This window comes from Thermococcus cleftensis, assembly GCF_000265525.1.
Classification (GTDB): Archaea; Methanobacteriota_B; Thermococci; order Thermococcales; family Thermococcaceae; genus Thermococcus; species Thermococcus cleftensis.
In genome coordinates, this window is record NC_018015.1 from 1,728,510 (window position 1) to 1,747,873 (window position 19,364).

At 55.5% G+C, this 19,364-nt stretch carries 15 protein-coding genes and 2 CRISPR repeat arrays; of the genes, 4 read left to right on the forward strand and 11 right to left on the reverse strand.

Annotated features, from left to right (window positions below):
* Positions 1–35: 35 nt before the first annotated feature.
* Complete coding sequence (locus CL1_RS09320; RefSeq protein WP_014789632.1) at positions 36–1,817, reverse strand: pyruvate/oxaloacetate carboxyltransferase; 1,782 nt, start codon at positions 1,815–1,817, stop codon at positions 36–38.
* Positions 1,818–1,923: 106 nt separating this feature from the next.
* Positions 1,924–2,769, reverse strand: a complete 846-nt coding sequence (fba, locus tag CL1_RS09325) for a class I fructose-bisphosphate aldolase (protein ID WP_014789633.1) — start codon at positions 2,767–2,769, stop codon at positions 1,924–1,926.
* A 93-nt stretch (positions 2,770–2,862) separates the two neighbouring features.
* On the opposite strand from fba, the gene CL1_RS09330 reads away from it, so the two are divergent.
* From CL1_RS09330 to CL1_RS09345, 4 genes are all read left to right on the forward strand, one after another.
* Positions 2,863–3,576, forward strand: coding sequence for a biotin--[acetyl-CoA-carboxylase] ligase (locus CL1_RS09330; RefSeq protein ID WP_014789634.1), 714 nt, complete (start codon positions 2,863–2,865; stop codon positions 3,574–3,576).
* 103 nt (positions 3,577–3,679) lie between these two features.
* The gene (locus CL1_RS09335) at positions 3,680–4,954 is read left to right on the forward strand and encodes a dicarboxylate/amino acid:cation symporter (protein ID WP_014789635.1); all 1,275 of its coding nucleotides are present in this window, start codon (positions 3,680–3,682) and stop codon (positions 4,952–4,954) included.
* Between the two features lie 122 nt (positions 4,955–5,076).
* Entirely contained in the window at positions 5,077–6,543 is a 1,467-nt protein-coding gene (locus tag CL1_RS09340) for an exodeoxyribonuclease VII small subunit (protein ID WP_014789636.1), read from the forward strand.
* A gap of 77 nt (positions 6,544–6,620) precedes the next feature.
* On the forward strand, positions 6,621–7,262 hold the full coding sequence (locus CL1_RS09345; protein WP_014789637.1) for an alanyl-tRNA editing protein: 642 nt from the start codon (positions 6,621–6,623) through the stop codon (positions 7,260–7,262).
* 181 nt (positions 7,263–7,443) lie between these two features.
* On the opposite strand, the gene CL1_RS09350 is transcribed toward CL1_RS09345, so the two are convergent.
* The 9 genes from CL1_RS09350 to CL1_RS09390 all read right to left on the reverse strand — a co-directional run bounded on the left by CL1_RS09350 (position 7,444) and on the right by CL1_RS09390 (position 19,357).
* Positions 7,444–9,561 (reverse strand): CRISPR-associated helicase/endonuclease Cas3, encoded by a 2,118-nt coding sequence (locus CL1_RS09350; RefSeq protein WP_014789638.1) that lies wholly within the window; start codon positions 9,559–9,561, stop codon positions 7,444–7,446.
* Positions 9,562–9,564: 3 nt separating this feature from the next.
* The gene (gene cas4, locus CL1_RS09355; protein ID WP_014789639.1) at positions 9,565–10,035 is read right to left on the reverse strand and encodes a CRISPR-associated protein Cas4; all 471 of its coding nucleotides are present in this window, start codon (positions 10,033–10,035) and stop codon (positions 9,565–9,567) included.
* A 14-nt stretch (positions 10,036–10,049) separates the two neighbouring features.
* Positions 10,050–10,307 (reverse strand): CRISPR-associated endonuclease Cas2, encoded by a 258-nt coding sequence (gene cas2, locus CL1_RS09360; RefSeq protein WP_014789640.1) that lies wholly within the window; start codon positions 10,305–10,307, stop codon positions 10,050–10,052.
* Positions 10,307–11,260 carry a type I-B CRISPR-associated endonuclease Cas1b gene (gene cas1b / locus CL1_RS09365; RefSeq protein ID WP_014789641.1) on the reverse strand — a complete coding sequence of 318 codons (954 nt, stop codon included), beginning with the start codon at positions 11,258–11,260 and terminating at the stop codon, positions 10,307–10,309. The genes cas2 and cas1b overlap by 1 nt, the downstream gene beginning before the upstream one ends.
* A 131-nt stretch (positions 11,261–11,391) precedes the next feature.
* Positions 11,392–12,419: direct repeats of the CRISPR family, unit length 29 nt; unit sequence CTTTCCACACAATTCTGTCCTACGGAAAC.
* A 501-nt stretch (positions 12,420–12,920) separates the two neighbouring features.
* Complete coding sequence (gene cas5, locus CL1_RS09370; protein ID WP_014789642.1) at positions 12,921–13,604, reverse strand: CRISPR-associated protein Cas5; 684 nt, start codon at positions 13,602–13,604, stop codon at positions 12,921–12,923.
* A gap of 1 nt (position 13,605) precedes the next feature.
* Positions 13,606–14,589, reverse strand: a complete 984-nt coding sequence (gene cas7i / locus CL1_RS09375) for a type I-B CRISPR-associated protein Cas7/Cst2/DevR (RefSeq protein WP_014789643.1) — start codon at positions 14,587–14,589, stop codon at positions 13,606–13,608.
* Complete coding sequence (locus CL1_RS09380; RefSeq protein ID WP_014789644.1) at positions 14,586–15,962, reverse strand: hypothetical protein; 1,377 nt, start codon at positions 15,960–15,962, stop codon at positions 14,586–14,588. Before CL1_RS09380 ends, cas7i begins: the two co-directional genes overlap by 4 nt.
* Positions 15,963–15,966: 4 nt before the next feature.
* Positions 15,967–16,680 carry a CRISPR-associated endoribonuclease Cas6 gene (gene cas6, locus CL1_RS09385; protein ID WP_014789645.1) on the reverse strand — a complete coding sequence of 238 codons (714 nt, stop codon included), beginning with the start codon at positions 16,678–16,680 and terminating at the stop codon, positions 15,967–15,969.
* A 224-nt stretch (positions 16,681–16,904) separates the two neighbouring features.
* Positions 16,905–17,860: direct repeats of the CRISPR family, unit length 29 nt; unit sequence CTTTCCACACAACACTGTTCTACGGAAAC.
* Between the two features lie 501 nt (positions 17,861–18,361).
* On the reverse strand, positions 18,362–19,357 hold the full coding sequence (locus tag CL1_RS09390; protein ID WP_014789646.1) for a TIGR01177 family methyltransferase: 996 nt from the start codon (positions 19,355–19,357) through the stop codon (positions 18,362–18,364).
* Positions 19,358–19,364 lie beyond the last annotated feature (7 nt).

Here is a 19,364-nt window from a genome sequence, read left to right on the forward strand (position 1 = left end):
AGGGTGATAGAAAGAAAAGAAGCTGGGAGAAGGCTTCATTCAAGCTCTATCAATGCCTGTCCGGTGTCGACGGTGTCGCCTTCCTTGACGAGGATTTTCTTGATCACTCCGTCCTTTGGAGCGGGAATCTCGTTCTCCATCTTCATTGCTTCCAGGACGACCAACCCCTGGCCGGTTTTGACTTTTTCGCCCTCCTTGACGAGTATCCTGAGAATCTTGCCTGGCATTGGGGCGGTGACAACACCCTCACCGGCGGGAGCCGGAGCGGAAACGGCTGGAGCCGGGGCTGGAGACGGCGAAGGAGCCGGCCCGGAAGCCTGAACACTGGAGGGGGCAGGAACCGAAACGCCGGTACCGGCCACCTGGGGCAGGTATCTGAGCGCGCTCAGGTCAACGCCCTCAACGCCGACCTCGAACTCGACGCCGTTCACGTAGAGCTTGAACCTCTGAACCGTCTTCGGGAGTCTCGGCTTTCTCCTGCCCTCCCTTCTGGCCCTGAAGAACTCAAGCGCCACCTGCGGGAAGAGGCAGTAGGTCAGAACGTCCTCCTCCCTCTCCAGGTAGCCGAGCTCCTCAAGCTTTCTCCTGCACTCCTCCAGCCCGGGCCTGAGCAGGCTTCCGGGCCTTTCGGTTATCGGCTCCTCGTCGCCGAGGACGCGCCTCCTGAGTTCGGGGTTTATCTCTCCCGGCGGTCTGCCGTAGAGGCCCCTTATGTAGTTCTTGACCTCCTCCGTTATCCTCTCGTACCTGCCGAAGAGGACGTTGAGAACCGCCTGCGTCCCGACTATCTGACTGGTCGGCGTCACCAGTGGCGGCCACCCGAGGTCCTCCCTGACGCGCGGAATCTCCTCGAGAACCCCCTGAAGCCGGTCTAGAGCTTTCATCTCCTTCAGCTGGGAGATTAGGTTGGAGTACATGCCCCCGGGGACCTGGTACTTGAGCACGTAGGGGTTCACCATCAGTGTCTCCTTGTGGAGCAGACCGGAGTACTTCTCTTCCAGCAGTTTCTTGAGGTAGCGCGAGACCTCGTGTATCAGATCCCTGTCAAGGTGACTCCCAACCGCTTCCGGCAGGGCGTGCCAGATGGTCTGTATGCCCGGCTGGGCCGTTCCGAAGGCGAGCGGGCTTATCGCGGTGTCTATGTAGTCCGCTCCAGCTTCGACTGCCTTGAGGTAGGTCGCGACCGCCATTCCAGTGGTCGAGTGGGTGTGGACATTGACGGGGACGCCATAGCGCTCTTTTATCTCCCTGACCAGTTCATAGGCCCTCCGGGGGGTGAGCAGGGCCGCCATGTCCTTGATCGTGATTACATCGACGTCGAGAGCCAAAAGCTCCTCGACCTTTCCCAGGTAATACTCGAGCGTGAAGATCTTTCCGGTGGTGTAAGCGATGGCCCCCTGAACCTCCGCCCCAACTTCCTTGGCCTTCCTTATCGCAACCTCCATGTTCCTGACGTCGTTGAGTGCATCAAAGACGCGGAAGATGTCTATCCCGTTCCTGTGGGCCAGCTCGACGAACTTCTCGACCACGTCATCTGGATAGTGCCTGTAACCCACGACGTTCTGGCCGCGGAGGAGCATCTGAAGCTTGGTCTTCCTGATGTGCTCCCTGAGGAGCCTCAACCGCTCCCAGGGGTCCTCGTTGAGGTAGCGTATGCAGACGTCAAAGGTAGCCCCTCCCCAGACCTCCATGGAGTAGAAGCCGATCCTGTCCATCTTCTCGGCTATCGCCAGCATATCGTCGGTGGTCATTCTCGTCGCTATGAGGGACTGGTGGGCGTCCCGGAAGGTGGTGTCTATGATTTCAACCCTGGCCATGTTGGTCACCCCTTCGGTTCCGTTGTGAGACGGTACAAAGCCCTGGCCTTAAAAGGATTGCGGCGAAAGGAGAAAAGAATATCGGCAAAAGTCGAAATAACTGAAATCAGAGAAGCCCCTCGGCTTTCGCCGCTTCCTCCGGGTCCTCGTTCCTGTGGACGACGCGGAGGAGGGCCTTTATAAATGGCTCCGGGTTCTCGCGCTGGAAGATGTTCCTGCCAACGACCGCTCCGGCGCCACCGGCCTCTATGACCTCCCAGACGAGGTTGAGGAAGTCCACGGGGTTCTCAGCCTTGGCCCCTCCGCTGAGGAGAACCGGAACGCCGGCGGCGGCATCAACGACCTTGGCAAAGCTCTCCCTCGAGCCGGTCCAGTAGGTCTTTATCATGTCTGCCCCGCTCTCGACGGCCGCCCTCGCGCCGTACATGACGACGCGGTAGTCCTCTTTCCTGCCGTACTTCTCGTTTATGTACGGTCCGCGCGGGTAGGCGAACTGGACGACCGGGAAGCCCAGGTCATGGGCGTAGCTCGCTATCTCGGCGAACTGGCGCATCATGACGTCTTCCTGTGGGGAACCCCAGTAAACGGTCGCCGCTACCGCATCGGCGCCCAGCTTTATCGCGTCCTCGACATAGCCGAGCTGGCTCTGGAGGAGCTGGTCGTCCTTCGGGCGGAGGTTTGTCTTGCTGGTGAGCTTGATCATCAGACCGACGTTGGGCTTAACCTCATCGCCCGCCATTCTCACGAGGCCCGGGAGCATCATGACGCCGTCGATTCCGGCCCTGACGACCTTCCTGAGGATTATCCGCGGGTTCACGTGCTCCCAGTGCTCCTCGAAGTCCGTCGGCCCGTGCTCAAAGCCGTGGTCCATCGCAAAGATAAGTGCCCTTCCGTCCCTCCGGAAGAAGCGCCTCATTCTCCTCCTGATGCCAACGCTCTGGTACGCGTCCATACTAATCACCGGGAGTGATATATTCTTTGAGGATTTAAGGTTTTTGGGCAAAGGTTGTTTAAGGAGTCCATGGAAATCGCTTTGGTGGTGGAAATGGAACGCATCATCGGAAGAAAGCTCATAATCCTGGACGAAGCAGGCTCCACCAATGAGTATGCGAAGCGAATTGCCCAGAATGTCCCGGAGGGAACGGTTGTCGTGGCGAAGCGGCAGACTGCTGGGAGGGGCAGGAAGGGGAGGAGATGGGAATCGCCCGAGGGCGGCCTGTGGCTCAGTGTCGTTCTCAAGCCTCCCAGAGTGGATCCGCGGCTCGTCTTCGTCGGTGCTCTAGCTGTTGTTGATACCCTCTCCAACTTCGGAATCCACTCCGGTGTAAAGTGGCCCAACGATGTCTGGGTCTCCGGGAGGAAGATAGCCGGAATCCTAGCTGAGGGAAAGGCTGGAGAATACGCGGTTCTGGGGATAGGGCTGAACGTGAACAACGATGTTCCTGAGGAGCTCGGGAAAATGGCGACCTCGATGAGGGAGATCCTTGGCCGCGAGGTTTCCCTGTCAGAGGTCTTCCACACCCTCGTTGGGAATCTCGATCACTGGTACGGACTCTTTCTCAATGGACGAGACGGTGAGATAGTATCCGCGCTGAAGGAGAGGAGCATTATCCTTGGGAAGGAAGTCAAGATAATCGACGATGAAACAGAACTCGTTGGCAGGGCTGTGGACATAGATGTGGACGGTGCGCTGGTTCTCGAAACGCCGGGGGGTAGAGTGCGGGTGCTTCACGGCGACGTTTCTCTCAGATTTCTCTAACTTCTCCACAATTTTTTGTCACTTCTCCAATTTTCTTTGGCAAAAGTTAATATAATGTCGCTATTGAAGCTATTTCGATGTCATTCTTGGAGGGGTGAAACCAATGGGAAGGGGTGCACTAAGAGCATATCTTGAAATCCCCGTGCTCCACAAGATCCTCGCTGGGCTCGTACTGGGTGTTATCTTTGGTATACTGCTCCCAGGGTATTCAGCAACCTTAAAACCGCTCGGAGACCTCTTTGTGAGACTCCTGAAGATGCTAGTGATGCCCATAATACTGTTCTCACTGGTAGTCGGCGCCGCCAGCATCAACCCAGCGCGGCTCGGAAGGGTTGGCGTCAAGATAATCTTCTACTACCTAGTGACCTCGGCCTTTGCGGTGTTCTTTGGACTGCTGATGGGCAACATCTTTAAACCTGGAACCGGGATACACCTTGGGACCGACGCTGGAAAGGCCATAGGGGCGGAGGCCCCGTCTCTCGTCCAGACACTCCTAAACATCGTCCCAACTAACCCCTTCGCAGCACTTTCAAGCGGCCAGGTCCTGCCCACTATATTCTTCGCCATAGTCTTTGGAATAGCTATCAGCTACCTCATGAACAGTGAAGATGAAAGGATCAGGAGCTCAGCCGAGACGCTTTTCAGAGCTATGGACGCCTCCGCCGAGGCGATGTACAAGATAGTCGCCGGCGTCATGCAGTACGCTCCAATAGGTGTCTTCGCCCTGATTTACTACGTCATCGGTCAGTTTGGCCCGAACGTCGCCGGACCGCTTGTCGAGGTCGTGGTAGCGGTTTACCTTGGTCTGATCCTCCAGATTCTCCTCGTCTACGGCGTCCTGCTCAAGGTCTTCGGCATCGACCCGCTTAAGTTCCTCAAGAAGGCCAAGGACGCCATGATTACTGCTTTTGTTACCCGGAGTTCCAGCGGAACGCTACCGGTTACGATGCGCGTTGCCGAGGAAGAGATGGGCGTTGGTAAGGGAATATTCTCCTTCACGCTGCCCCTCGGTGCGACGATAAACATGGACGGAACCGCGCTCTACCAGGGTGTCACCGTGCTCTTCGTTGCGAACGCAATAGGCCAGCCGCTGACGCTCGAGCAGCAGCTCGTGGTCGTCCTCACGGCGGTTCTGGCTTCGATAGGAACGGCCGGAGTTCCCGGCGCGGGAGCCATAATGCTCGCCATGGTTCTCCAGAGCGTCGGTCTCGACCTCACGGCCGGAAGTCCTGTTGCCCTGGCATATGCCATGATACTCGGAATCGACGCAATCCTTGACATGGGCAGGACGATGGTGAACGTCACCGGCGACCTGGCAGGAACGACCATTGTTGCCAAGACGGAAGGAGAACTGGACTCTTCCAAGTGGACGGGCTGAACTCTCTGTCCTCTCATTTTTCCCTGTGTTGGCTGGCTCTCTCTTCTGGCCTCTCTGGGATAAAGTTAAATACCCCAAGGTGGCGCTAACTACCAGCACAGGTAGAATGGAGGTAATGTGTAATGAAAAGAGTCCTTGCGGTCATTTTCGCCGCGATTCTCCTGGCGTCCTTCGTTGGCCCGGGCTTTGTTTCGGCCGAGGAGGTTCAGGTTTACAAGCAGGACTTCACCTTCAAGATAATCCTCCTGCCCAACGGCAGCGCCAACATAACCATGACCAGCGTCTGGCTGGGGCCGAAGGAGGAAATAGACAAGCAGATAGAGAGCATACTCAACGAGACCCAGAACGGCAACATGACGCTAGAGGAAGCCATAAAGAAGTTCGAGCAGGAGCAGCTCGCCAGGTACATTCAGGGCCTCACCCAGGCCGGGGTCAAGCTTGTGAACGAGAGCATGAAGTCCTACGGCATAGAGGAGGGCAACAACATAACCCTCGTCTTCAACACGATAGCCCTGGACTACGCCAGGTACTACTCCTACGACCACTACTGGGAGCTCTGGGTGGACCCCACGAGGGGCTACGGCTCGATGATGGTTCCCGACACCGGCTTCCCCTTCGGCATAGAGGCCAACAACACGTTCATAGTTGTCCTCCCGCCCAATGCGACTCTGCTTAGCTATCCCAAGCCCTTCGTCAAGCAGTACAACCAGAGCCGCTTTGAAGTCGAGTCGAGTGCCGATGGAAACACCGTCGTCGTGCGCTCCTACATCTACCTCGAGCCCTGGCTAACCCCCGACGGCTACAAGGCGCTCTTTGGTGACTACAATGACTATTACATTCGCTACAAGACCCCCTACGAGGGAGTCGAGCACTACGAGAAGAGCATAACCAACGAGTACGTCACCCTCGACATCTACGCCAACGGCACCGTGAGGCTTCACATGAAGGACGAGTACGTTGAACCCCTCAGGGACGTCATCGCCAGGAAGGCGGAGATAGTCTCCTACGGCGTCCAGAACGTGACGGAGTACATACTGAGGACCTACTCCCTGGCCCTCGGCTACCAGGGTGCCATAGTGGACGGGGGCAAGGTCACCATTCTCGGGCTCAACGAGACCACGGCGCCCCTCGTCATCGACGCCGAGTACACCCTTAGGAACTTCACCCGGTACGAGAACGGCTCCTACGTCTACACCTTCGACCCCACCCTCGGAATGGCCGATAGCCTGACTTCAAGGAGCGAGTACGAGGTGAACAACACCCTCTACCTCACCCTCAACCTCTCGGACGGCGGCGACTTCCTGGAGATACCCTCCAACATAAGCCGCGAGCTGAAGGGCAATCGCTTTACCATGACCGTGGTTAGGGAAGGCAACACCCTAAAAATCACCTCGAACGTTTACATACGCTACGGCGCCCAGCCGGAGGACGTTAAGGCCCTCCTCGCCAACTACACCAGCGCCACCGTAAGGTACACCCTGCCGGCCGAAGGGGCGAACGGAGGAATGAGTGACACACAGAAGATGGTCGCAGCCATAGCCGCGGTGCTCATCATAGCCCTGGCGATAGCCTTCTGGAAGAAGCGCTGAGCTTTCTTTTCTCCCATTTCCTTCCCCGTTTCGATACCCATTTAAAGGAGCGCTCCCACTTTTATGTGGTGGTCTCAATGACGAGGAAGCTCTACTACGAGGACGCCTACCTGAGGGAGGCCAGTGCCAAGGTTCTGGAAGTGAGGGACAACGCCCTCCTCCTTGACCAGACCATCTTCTACCCGACCGGCGGCGGCCAGCCCCACGACAGGGGGACGATAAACGGCGTTGATGTTCTCGATGTCTACAAGGACGATGCAGGCAACGTCTGGCACGTGGTGGCTGAACCCGAGAGGTTCAAGCCTAACGATGAGGTCGAGCTGAAGATAGACTGGGACTACAGGTACAGGCTCATGAGGATACACACGGCCATGCACCTGCTGGAGCACGTGCTGAACCTCGTTCTGCCGGGCGAGTGGAAGCTCTACGGAAGCGGAATGAGCGTCGAGAAGGGCAGATACGACATACTTTACCCCGAGAACGTGAACCAGTGGAAGGAGCAGATTATAGAGACCTTCAACCGGCTCGTCGACGAGGGCGGAGAGATGAGGATATGGTGGGAAGGGGAAACGCGCTACACCCAGATAAGGGACTTCGAAATCATTCCCTGCGGTGGGACGCACGTGAGGGACATAAGGGAGATAGGCCACCTCAAGAAGTTCAAGCGCTCCAGCCTGGGAAAGGGGAAGCAGAGGCTGGAGATATGGCTTGAGGATTGAGCTTTCTTTTTTATCCTGCACCGGGGCACCTTGATCAAACTTGCATACAGGGGCACTAAGACCTAAGCCAGCGGTTGGTTCCCCAGAGCAGATAAAAAAGAAAACGTTCAAAATACTGGAAAGGCAATGACCTTTGGAACCGCTTTGGAGTCGTACGTGGTGGCTTTAGAGGCTCTGCACTCTAGAACATGATCAGTCCCGTCTTTTCCTCCTTAAGGCCGACCTCCGGATCGTAGTCCATCTCTATCCCAAAGACCCCAAACCTGTCGTAAAGGTCTCCGCTGTGGGTTCTTGCCCTGTTCAGTACCCAGATGGGGACGTTGAGTGTGTGCTCTATGACATAAACTGCCGCGTCTAGACGCTCCCTCTCGGTCATGTCCTCCCAGCTGGAGGCGAGTTCCAGAGCCTTCTCCAGGTACGGCCTTGGAACCGCCGGCAGGCTGATGAACGTGTCCCGCGTGGAGAGTAGCTTCTCGCCCTTCGACCACTTTGTTATCCTCCTTAACCCGTCCCTGCTCCTCCAGAGGAACCTTTTCTTAAGCTCCCTCTCGTACTCGTCCCATATCGAGCTGTAAAAGCGGTCGTTCAGTCTCAGAAGCTCAAGCTCGCTTTCCGCACCTTCTAGCTCCCCCACAAGGTTGAGGGACTCGTCGAACGCCTTCTCGTTGTAGGGAAGGTGTTTTTTGCTTCCCTCCGGCTCGAAGATATAGGCAACTCCCTCCTTTCTTCCCCTCCGGTTCACCCTGCCAAGGCGCTGTATCAACGCGTCTATAGGAGCTACCTCAGTGTACATGATGTCGTAGTCTATGTCAAGCGAAACCTCCACAACCTGCGTCGCCACGAGGATTCCACTCCCGATGGACTCCACCAGTTCCATCTTCCGCCTCTTATCCCTGTTTATGAAGCGCGAGTGGAAGAGGTAAACGTCATCTCTCCTTTTCCTCAACTCCTCATAAAGCCTCCTCGCCCTGCCAACGGTGTTGGCAACGACCAGAACCTTTCCCCTCTCCCGACAGATTTCATCGACGGCGTTGAAAAGGCTCCCCTCCCCAACCTTTATCCTAACCCTCCTGCGTGAACTGTACCTTGAAGCCACCCGTTCCTCAGGCAGGAGTTCTTTCAGACCCCGCTTTTCGAGTTCCTCCTTCAGCGGGGCGGGCAAGGTGGCGGACATTACCGTAACTTTGGTGCCCAGATACTTGAGGGCATACTCGATGCCATCGAGGATAAGTGAGAGCGTGAAGGGCGTGTACGCGTGGATCTCGTCGATTATCCAGTGCGCTCCCCTGAGCGCGAACTCCCTGACGGAAAATCGCGGGTAGTTCAGGAACGCCAGGAGAATCTGATCGATGGTCGAAACGAAGACGGGCCTCATGGCGTAGCGGTGGAGGAGCCTCTCCTCAAGTGCACCCCGATGGTAGAGGCTGAGGAACAGCATACCGTGGGCAAAGGAAACCCTGTCGGCCCCAAAAACTGCCTCGAAACGTTTCCTCATGGCCTCCGTCGTGGTTATCGTGGGAAGGGAGTAGACGACCTTCGCGGAATCGTCGGGCGTTGCCAGCAGGCTCGTCTCGGTTTTCCCATCGCCTGTGGGAAGCCTGAAGTAGCCGCCCCCCTTCCCCAAAACCTCTCTCTGGTATGGTCTGAGGGAGAAACCCCTGGAGGACAGGTACTCAACCACCCTCTCCCGCACTTCGCTCCCGCTCCTGAGGTGGTACGAGTCAGCCGAGAGGCCCGCGCTGTCGAGCCAGTCCGAAACCCTCAGGAGGCCGTTGAAGAGCGTGTATAGGGACCTCAGCCTCACCTCTCCCTCTGGCCCGGTAAAGCCATACTTCCTCGCCAGCCTTCCCGCTACGAGCCAGTTCCGGACGTCCTTAGCCGTATCGGCCGGGCTGGAGATGGGAACGTCATCAACTACAAGACCGACCCCCCCGTGTATCTCCTCTCTGTAGAGCGCTGAGTGGAGGTCGGAGTGGTGCGTCAGGATCGAGGCCAGCGCCACCGTCCTGTACGGCTCGGGACAGTCGAGAAAGCGGGAGGCGAGTTCAATCCCGAGGTAAGCGTGGGGCGGTGCCCTTCGTAGTTTCCCCTCAAGCTTCGCCTGGAACATGTCGTCGAGCTTTCCGACGTCGTGCAGGAACGCGTGCCGGGTGAGACAATCATCGAGCGCCTCATCGTGCGGTATCCTCCGGAGGAGCTCGCGCGCAATCCTCTCAACGCCCGTGGAATGCTCGTAAAGGCTCCGGTTGGGTTTTGCCATCTTCCTTTTCATGAGTTCAACCAGCTCATTCCACTCCATCACTCACACCCAGCAGAAGTCCCTGTAGGCGCATCTTCTGCAGTACGGTTTCCTCTCTGCCCTTGGAGGGGTCTCAAGGGCTATAATCCTTTCGATGTCCGAGATGGCCCCCTCGATGATGGCGACGTCCTCCTCCGATAACACCACTTCCTCCCGTTTTCCCTCCCGGGGATACGCTATAACCCCCCTGGCCTCCGTTCCGGCTTTCTTCAGCAGGTAGAGATAATACTTCAACTGCCACCTCGCGGGTTCTTCGAGCTTTGAGCTCTTCTTGACCTCAACCACCTCAACGCCGTCCCCCTCGATGACGACGTCGAGCTTGACGTCGCCCAGAATAACCTCCTTCCAGCCCCTCTCGTACGACTCCCCGTGAATGAGCCTGCCGATAAGCATGTCCTCGTTCTCAAAGTCGAACTGAAGCCCCCTTGAGAAGAACCACAGCTCCCGCTCGCAGGTGAAGTAGTACTGAACCATAACCCCCGTGATCCTCAAATTATCTCCCCCGCGGGGCTTTTGTCCACACCGATGACGTGGAGGTTGAACCTGCCGTCGGGAAGCTCGTAGATTAGCACGGAGTCACCGTTCTCCACGATGTCCTCGAGCGTTCTCTTTATCTCGTAGAGCTGGGCCCTGCTCACCTCACCTTCGAAGACGCTGTTCTGGCGCCAGTGGAGGTGGGTCCTCAGAAAGCGGTGAACCCTCGCGACCCTCTTCACGTCAACGTCGTAGACTACTATTACGTACATCACCACCACGCCCGCAGGGATTGGTACCTCCTGTCCCCGAGGAGGTGCTTGACGAGTGAGTAGCCCTCGAGCCGTACCATGTAGCGCACGGACACCTTCCTTTTGAACCTCGGGTGGAGGACTTTCCTGTCAAGCTCGCTGTTCAGCTCGCCCAGAAAGACCTTCAGGCCCTCACGGTTCAGCATCACGCCGACGTCCCTGCTGAAGTGTTCCTCCCGTATCTGCCTCCTGTTGACGAGCCGGAGTATGACGCGGAAGACCGTTATCGGCTTGAAGATGTCCGCGAGGTCGAGGGCCAGGGAATAGCGCCTCTCAAGGGGTTCGTGGAGGTAGCTGATGGCCGGGTGGAGGTAGGTTTTTCTTATCTCGGAGAGGGCGACGGTGTAGAGAACGGAGTTGCCGAGGCTTATGAGGGCGTTCACCTCGTCCCTGGGTGGCCGTCGGTTCCTTTCGTCGAATTCGAAGTGCTTGAGCAGGGTAGCGTAGGTCGAATAGAACTCCTTCCAGAGCCGGCTCTCGACGCCCATCAGTTCCGCGGGGCTGTCCCCTTCAACCTCCGTTCCCTCTATCGTGCTCCGCTCCGCCCGCCGGGAGCTGAGGAGGGCAATCATCGAGGCCTTTATCCCCTCGAGGAACTGTCGCGCTATGTAGAGCCTCTTCTCGGTATCGAGGTAGTGCTCCGCCTGCTTCACCACAACCGTACCGCTCACCTGTCCCTCAACCGGCATGTAGGAACCCCTGTAGTAGCCGTACTTGTTGTAGAAGTGAACCGGGACGTTCTTTTCGGAGAGAAGCTTTATCGCCCCACTCGTCAGGCTGACGGGCTTGAAGCAGTGTATCTCGCTGGTGGAGTTTATGGGTATGGCCCTCTTTCCGTTCTCGTTTTCGAGGAAGAGCGTGTTGCCCCTCCTTTCAAGGACGCCCATCTGGGTTATGTAAACCGGACGCTTCATGGGATCACCCACAGGCGCTGTTCGGGCCGTCGGGCACGGTAGCAAAAGAAAAGAAAACGCCGAGAGGTCTAGCACAATTCTGTCCTACGGAAACGGAAGAATTTTCGCCGACCCCCCTTTAGGGGTGTAGCCTTTCCACACAATTCTGTCCTACGGAAACAGCTTGGTGGTGGGCGCGGGAGCACTCAAGGAGGTGGGCTTTCCACACAATTCTGTCCTACGGAAACCGAGTTCCAAGGCCTTGAAATTGGCTTCAACGAGTTCTTTCCACACAATTCTGTCCTACGGAAACTTGCAGAGAACGAAGATGTGTTTCCGGGGGTGATAAAGCTTTCCACACAATTCTGTCCTACGGAAACTCAGCCTCAGGATCAGCAGATTGACAAAGAAACACAGCTTTCCACACAATTCTGTCCTACGGAAACAAGAGATGAAGCGCCTCATTCCATCATCACCTCACGCCCTGCTTTCCACACAATTCTGTCCTACGGAAACGAATGAGTCTGGAGGACTTTCTTATGCCTACTGAAGAAGCTTTCCACACAATTCTGTCCTACGGAAACTGTTGGGGTTGAGACTGGAGTAGAAGCTCTCGCAGAATCTTTCCACACAATTCTGTCCTACGGAAACGTATTTAAATCAATTACGGAAACTAAGCCCTAATTCCTTTCCACACAATTCTGTCCTACGGAAACCTCATAGCGAAGGAGCTGGGAGTTCTGAAGAGGGATCTTTCCACACAATTCTGTCCTACGGAAACAAGGAGTATGAGGAACTTCAACGGCAGGTAAAAAGTCTCTTTCCACACAATTCTGTCCTACGGAAACAGGATACCAGTCCAGTGGCAGGTAGTTGAAGCGAAGTTCTTTCCACACAATTCTGTCCTACGGAAACCGGTTTCACAGGTGGCCAAGAATACCCCTCCTTTTTCTTTCCACACAATTCTGTCCTACGGAAACGGGCATCATCACCACGATAGCGGCCTTCGGCCTTGCGACTTTCCACACAATTCTGTCCTACGGAAACGTAACAGTCTTAACAGGCGTGCTTTTTCCGTCTATGCTTTCCACACAATTCTGTCCTACGGAAACCGGACAACGACGGGAGAACGCCGACGAATGAGGAACTTACTTTCCACACAATTCTGTCCTACGGAAACCCTCGGGCAACTTTCCCGGATCCTCAAAATATCTGGTTTTTCAACTCCTATTTAAACTTTGTCTTGGAAACCTGTGGCAACGCAGTTGGTTTATAAATCCGACACACGAAATGAAAAAGGTGTTAAAGCCCCCGTTGCCCACACAGAAGGATCTTTGGACTTTTTATCCCTGATTAAAAAATCGAAAACCTTCTTATCTAAATTAACCCAGTATTCTCCAGCAGAATTAGATTTGGCCCTGCCCTGAATCCGCTTTACCATCTAAACTCCGCTCTTTGTGCCCCCTTTGCCGTCTGGAGCCACATCTTCCCCCGGATTCCGATTTTGTTTCATATGTGTAAAACCTTTCGATAAATTTCTCACACAGGTTTCAAATACCCGTTTTGGGGATTTTGGAGGCGATAAAAGCTAGTTAGCTACATTTTCCAAAATCAAATCGTTGTCATCGCGTTTTCAGGTGTGAAAACCGATAGAAAAAGAGAAATCCTGGAGCGGTGTTACTCAGAACGTGAAGACCGGCTCCCCGTCGAAGAGCAGAACGTCCACCGGGTTGGCCAGCTCGACGAAACCTCCTGCGAAGGCCACCACGTTCCTGTAAACCGCCCTCCTGGTTTTTCCGCGGTAGGTGAACCCGACCGGCATCCTGTAATCCCTCGGGAAGAGGTTGTTCCTTTTGAGGACGGTAAACCTCGCGCCCCTCTCGTACTCGTCCGCTGGCACGAGGCTCCTCAGGATTGATTCCTTGCCTTCTTTGACTTCGACCAGCCTGACGTACTCCCCGCCGGCTGGATAGAACAGGCTCTCGCTGTCGCCGAGATAGGGGACGAAGACCGGGTCCAGCAGGGCATCGTGTGCCCTCTCGATAGTCTCCTCGTCGCCGGCGAAGAATAACCTGTACCGGGGCCTGTGGAGGAGCACCTTCGTTATTGGATACAGGGGCGAGCTCTGGCTCTTGAATATCACCGCTGTCTCTTCAGCCCTCGAACCGGGGTCTTCGATGATGACGCCGTAGCGCAGCTCCCCGAGCAGTCTCCTGAAGCCCTCCTCCGGGAGGCCCATTGCCCCGGCGAGCATTCCTATGGCCGTTGTCCTCGGCGGGAAGGGGTAGCTGTCCAGCAGGAGGGAGTTGTAGGGTATCCTGAAGTGGGCCTGCAGGGGCCTGACATCAACCACCAGGCCGAGCACGTCACTCACCGAGTGATATGTTTTCAATCCTGCCCATGAGGTCCTTCATGCTCAGTATTTCCACGCTGTCAATTCCTTCGAAAGCTTTCCTCAGCTCGTCCACGTTGGCGAAGCGGCTCTCGAAGAGCCCGATGTAGAGCCTCTCGATGTTGTCCTGGAAGGTCTCAACCGTCTCCCTCAGCCTCTCCACGTCGAGGACGAGCTTTCCATCAACGTAGCCCCCCTTGACGCGCAGTGCATCGCCGATGACGGGTATCTTGTGCTTCAGCAGGGCTACCACCATGATCTCGGGGTAGACCTTCGTAAAGAAGTTGCTGAGCTTCGCCCCGCCGTGATACATCATTATAGCCTTAAGGAGGGCCCTCAATCTCCTCTCGCGCTCCTCCTTCGGTAAAACGTAGAGGGTCACCTCTCTGCCGGTGGCGTCCTTGACCTTCCTTGCCTCAAGGCCATCAAGCTTTGGAACCTCAAGGCCTTCCTTGAAAACGCCCAGCCTGTCCAGCTCAATGAAGAAGTTGCCGCGCATGATGTTCGTGGTTATCTCGGTCTCGTATATGTTGTGGTTGTCCCCGCTCGGGTCGTAGCGGACCCCGAAGTCCCTGTCCTCCTGGTAGGGGAAGAGCGATATCATGCCGTTGGTTCTAACGACCGCGGTTCTCCTAAGCGTGGCGTTCTTCCCATCGACCTTCTTGGCTATCATGTAACCGAAGACGTCGTCATCTATGTATTTCTGGGGCTCTCCGAGCGACACTATTACCTTCTGGCCACCTTCGCTCTTCGGCACGACCTGGCTCAGCTCCCAGCCGAGCTCTTTGAGGAGCTGTCTCAGGTGGTACTTAACGCTCTGACCGCTCACCCTTACGTACTCCTTCCCATCAACCGGATCGCGGACCTTCTTGAGGACAGATATGACCCCCTCCGTCCCGTTCGAGTTTAAGTTCGCTCCCTCAACCTTGGTCAGGGTAACAACTTCCATCGCCTTCATTCCCCACCCTCCCTCGAGTTGTCGGGGGCAGGTTTTCTATCGGCCCCGTGAAGGGCGTTGAGCATGCCGTTCAGGAGTATGGCCTTCACGACCTTCCACTCCCTTTCGTTTTCGTAAATTGGCCTCAGGTCGAGGCTTTCCTCCAGCTTGGCCTGGAGTTCGACGAGCTTGTTGAGGAACTCCTCAAAGCCCCTGGCCCTGAAGAGCTCCCACTGATAGCGCTCGAGGTTTGTCCCCTTCATCTTCTTCCCGAGGCTGTAGCCCAGCCCGTTCACCTGCTCAAACGTCTTGAGGTCCACAACACCACCCCCAAAGGCCTCCAGATAGGAGTGTGCCCAGGTGTAGTAATACGGCGGGAGGGGCAAATCGTGCCTGACCCTCTCCATAAATATCCGGTTCAAAAGAACGAAATCGAAGTTGCCGGAGAGCAGGCCCTCAAAGAACCGCTCCCTCTCCAGGTAGTCCTTTGACCTGTCCCTCTTCCCGCGGGGTATCCCGAGTGACTCGTAGAACATAACCACCGCGGAGTCCAGGCTCTGAAGGTGCCTGTCCCCCCATCTGGTGGCCCTTCCTGCCCTCTGGATCGAGTCAATGAACCTGATGAGCCTCTCGAAGGTCGAACCCCTAAGCGTGCGGTACCCGTAGAACTGGCCGGCGCCGTGGAACACGTGTACGTCCACCGATTCCGCCAGCTTCTCGGTCTCCTCCAGCATATCCACATCGCGCAGGTGCTTGACGAAGCTGTGGAGGATCGCGAAGAACGCCTCGTTCGGGTGATACTTGCTCAGCTCCAGCCTAACTTTCACGGAATAGGAGGTTCTCTTGCCCCTCTTTTCCTCTATTTCGAGCCTATCGGCCCAGAAATCGTGGAACACCCTGTTCATCTCAAGGAGTTGCTCCTCGGGGGCGTCGAAGAAGAACCGGAGGGCGAGCCAGTCCCCGGTCTGTGACTTCCGTATTGGCACAGTGTATAGGTACGCCATTGCCGAGTAGAGCTTGAAGGCGTGTTCCATACAGAAGTGGAGCCTGTTGCCCTCGTTCACCACCGAATCGACCTTTCTCTCAAAGGGGAATATGTAGGACTTGTTGCTCACAACCTTGGTCTTCCGCCCACAGATGGAGCACACTCCCGATGATGCCTTCTCCCCGGTCAGGGCCTGAAGTATCTTGACCTTGCTGTCGCTCTTTGGGAGGCTGAAGCCGAAGGCTCGGAGGACCGCTATGGCGTCGCTCTCGGAATCCACGGGGACGAGATTGACGACCATCTCCCGCAATGGGAGGAGGTAGTGCTCTTTCACCGTCTCCTCGTTTATCTCCTGGATTCCCATCTCCCTCAGAAACAGCTCCCCGTTTTTGAGGTACGCGTCGAGCATTTAATCACCCCTTGACAGGGTTCAAAAACCCGAAGCCGAGGCTGTTCTTCTCCCCCAGTCCGGCGTCCATGAGGAAGCGGTAAAACTTTCTCTCGTGCGGCCCTATTCTCTCCTTTTCAAGGAGCTCCCAGTTGGAGCCGATTACCGGGAAGGGGACACCGTTCTTAACGACCTTGACGTAAACGTCGAGCTTCCCGTTGTTCCTGAGCTTTGGAATTATCCTGTCGAACAGGGGGCCGTCGAGGGCAAAGTCCTCGCCGTAGAACGCGTTGTACTTCCTTTCCGCGTTGTCCTTAAGGCGTTCCACAAAGAAACGCAAATCGTGGTGGGCGTGGAACTTGAAGTACTCGTTCTCCCGGGCGTTGCGGTAGATCACCACCGGGGAGCCCGTTTGAAATCTCCTCCGGAGGGGCACTTTGAACTTCTTGATCTCGACCAGCGCCAGCTGGTGCTTGCCGATGTAGATGTGGTTCCTACCCCTGATGTTCGAGTAAAGTGTCTCTATGAAGCCCCTCTCCGGAGAAGACACGAGGAAGGTCAGCCTTCCCTCCCTGTCCCTGAAGAAGTCCGAGAACGTGAAGAACTTAAACCTCGGCTCGTCGTGGCGTTTTCCATACTCCGTGTCCTTCAACATGTTGTAGATGAACCCCTGGACAGCGTGCTTGTTGGGCTGATATGGCACCCCATTGTTACCCTCGAGGGTTATTTTCAGCCGCATTATGCACACCCGGGAACGCTAACAGAGTGATAAACAACACTGGCACTTATAAAGATTTTGAACCGCTTGTAAGTTTCACTCCCATACCGGTCGCGGTACTAAACATAAAACATGAAGAAAATGTCAGTAATGCCAACCCGGCGTGAGAGCCGGCTTCCGCGCGCTAGCTTTAGGGAACCGGGGCGAAACCTCAACAATCCACACGCTGGTTACGAGTAACACTACTTTCCATACAGCTCTGTTCTACGGAAACGCCTGTTTTTCATGTTCCTGGCAGGCCTGTTCCTGATCTTTCCACACAACACTGTTCTACGGAAACACAGTTGGTGGAGTGACTCTCCTCACGAATCCGGACTTCTTTCCACACAATTCTGTCCTACGGAAACTCGGGCAAGTGGCTGAACATTGCGCATCTTCCCGACGACTTTCCACACAACACTGTTCTACGGAAACTGCTTTGGATTGCCCATATCTCGCTTTTCTGGATTGGCTTTCCACACAACACTGTTCTACGGAAACCTCCGAGGTTCGAGAGCGAGGAGATACCGCTGACTTCCATCTTTCCACACAACACTGTTCTACGGAAACTCTGTCCTCAGGGTGGCCGTTGAGGTTCTGAAGGGCTTTCCACACAACACTGTTCTACGGAAACGGTGAATTACAATGAAGTGTCCTGTCTGCGGTGGGGAGTCTTTCCACACAACACTGTTCTACGGAAACCTCCTTCTTAGCCGCGTTCAACTGGTTCTGGATTTCCTCTTTCCACACAACACTGTTCTACGGAAACTGAAAACGTCGTCGATTGAAGACTGGTCGCAGAGATCTTTCCACACAACACTGTTCTACGGAAACTTGATGTCGCAGGGCTTCTTGGTGGTGACAATGCAACTTTCCACACAACACTGTTCTACGGAAACTGGTAAGTGTTCGACTTGCTTTAAGAGATGGGTTGCTTACTTTCCACACAACACTGTTCTACGGAAACCATAGACCGCTCCCGCTACCGAACTCCCTAATAATATCTTTCCACACAACACTGTTCTACGGAAACGTTCCAAAGTTCATGATCTGGGATGGAGACTATATTACTTTCCACACAACACTGTTCTACGGAAACGGGAGTTTTTGGCTACGTATTGGGTTCCTCTTTCCTTTCCACACAACACTGTTCTACGGAAACGCTCCGGGAATTCCCCGGGTTCTCGATTTTAAGTTCTTCCTTCACCGCTATTTAAACCTTGTTCTAAAAACCCGTGTCACCGCATTCTATTTATAAAGCCGGCACAAAAACTGCGGAGAGACCTCCATTTTTCTTTTCACCGGTTCGGCATTTTCGGCCACTGTCCCACACGATGGGAAAATCGAAACCTTCTGTTTTGGAATTGTCATCGGTTAATGCCTCCAGGAGCCATTAAAGCCAGAAGCGGGGCTCCTTTACTATCTAATCTGTCCCGAAATCCCCCTGTCGTGCTGAGGGGGCACTGTTCCCGGCGCTTTGGAAAACGTATGCATCTGCATTGGACTTACCACTCCGGGGATAATCACAGAAGGTATTCTGCTTGGGGAGCTTGGATTCTTGGGGAGAGCCCTTCAAATTCCGTGCTCTATGGGATAAGGGTGAACAGAGCTTTATTTTTCGAAAGGAAACTCGACCGGTGCCAAATCTCCTCGAAATCCCATTTCACTCCTTCTCGAAGACGTAGAAGTACCTCTCCAGGCTCTTGTGCACCCTCTGGTAGTATCTGCCGAGCGTTTTGAAGCCTATCCTCTCGGCCTCGGCCTTTCCGTCGAAGCTCGTTGGAAACGCTATCGCCAGCCTTCCGCCGTCCTCGAGCACTTCATAGATGCTCTCCAGCACCTTCTGGTAAAGCTCGTCCCTCTTCCTGCCCGCGAGGGTCGCCGACGTTCCGTAGGGCGGGTCGGTTGCTACTGCTTCAAACTTTTTATCGAACAGCTCCTCCAGCCTCGTTGCGTCGCCGAGCTTCAGGACGTAGTCCCTTATCCCGTAGTGCCGCAGGTTCATCTCCGCGCCTTCCACCATCTCCTGCCTTATATCGACCCCGTAGACCCTCAGGCCGAGCAGTCCGGCCTCCATCAGAATGCCGCCGGCGCCCATCATGGGGTCGAGGAGCTCCCTCCTCGCCTTCGTGAGGTTCACTAGCGCCCTGGAAACCCTCGGGTGGAGCGAGATCGGCCTGAAGAAGGGCCTGTGATGGGCCTTCCTCTTCTCGAAGTCCTTGGGGTCAAAAAACCTGAGCCTTATCCCCGTGTAGAGCCTCTCGCCGCAGTAGACCCTCACGAGCGTGTCGGGCCTTGAGAGGTTCACTTTAAACCCCTGGGCGTGTATCACCGCGCCGAGCTTTCTGGGTAGGTCAAGAACGCTGTGCCGGCAGTTGGCCATGGTCTCGGTGTCCACCTTGAAGGTTCCTCTTATTGGCCACTCGACCTCCCTGGCCTTATCTAGAAGCTCCTCCACCGAGTCGGCCTCCACCATAAGCATGCCGTATTCATGGGCTAGACCAAGGCGGTCAAGGTAGGAAAAAGCCCTCTCATCGGCGTTTATCTTGAGGAAAAGATAATCCTGACTAACTATCTCTCCGCCGGCCAGCTCCAGCATGGCCTTTACCTCGTCCCTTGCCATCTCGGGCAGATTTCCGAGTATCTCAAGGTAGAGCATGGTTGGA

Excerpts from the sequence above, each read along its gene's own strand:
- cas1b (WP_014789641.1), bottom strand. The coding sequence starts at position 11,260 with ATGAAGCGTCCGGTTTACATAACCCAGATGGGCGTCCTTGAAAGGAGG.
- cas4 (WP_014789639.1), bottom strand. The coding sequence starts at position 10,035 with ATGGTTCAGTACTACTTCACCTGCGAGCGGGAGCTGTGGTTCTTCTCA.
- CL1_RS09320 (WP_014789632.1), bottom strand. The coding sequence starts at position 1,817 with ATGGCCAGGGTTGAAATCATAGACACCACCTTCCGGGACGCCCACCAG.
- CL1_RS09340 (WP_014789636.1), top strand. The coding sequence starts at position 5,077 with ATGAAAAGAGTCCTTGCGGTCATTTTCGCCGCGATTCTCCTGGCGTCC.
- CL1_RS09345 (WP_014789637.1), top strand. The coding sequence starts at position 6,621 with ATGACGAGGAAGCTCTACTACGAGGACGCCTACCTGAGGGAGGCCAGT.
- CL1_RS09390 (WP_014789646.1), bottom strand. The coding sequence starts at position 19,357 with ATGCTCTACCTTGAGATACTCGGAAATCTGCCCGAGATGGCAAGGGAC.
- cas6 (WP_014789645.1), bottom strand. The coding sequence starts at position 16,680 with ATGCGGCTGAAAATAACCCTCGAGGGTAACAATGGGGTGCCATATCAG.
- cas7i (WP_014789643.1), bottom strand. The coding sequence starts at position 14,589 with ATGAAGGCGATGGAAGTTGTTACCCTGACCAAGGTTGAGGGAGCGAAC.
- fba (WP_014789633.1), bottom strand. The coding sequence starts at position 2,769 with ATGGACGCGTACCAGAGCGTTGGCATCAGGAGGAGAATGAGGCGCTTC.
- CL1_RS09350 (WP_014789638.1), bottom strand. The coding sequence starts at position 9,561 with ATGGAGTGGAATGAGCTGGTTGAACTCATGAAAAGGAAGATGGCAAAA.
- CL1_RS09330 (WP_014789634.1), top strand. The coding sequence starts at position 2,863 with ATGGAACGCATCATCGGAAGAAAGCTCATAATCCTGGACGAAGCAGGC.
- CL1_RS09380 (WP_014789644.1), bottom strand. The coding sequence starts at position 15,962 with ATGCTCGACGCGTACCTCAAAAACGGGGAGCTGTTTCTGAGGGAGATG.
- cas2 (WP_014789640.1), bottom strand. The coding sequence starts at position 10,307 with ATGTACGTAATAGTAGTCTACGACGTTGACGTGAAGAGGGTCGCGAGG.
- CL1_RS09335 (WP_014789635.1), top strand. The coding sequence starts at position 3,680 with ATGGGAAGGGGTGCACTAAGAGCATATCTTGAAATCCCCGTGCTCCAC.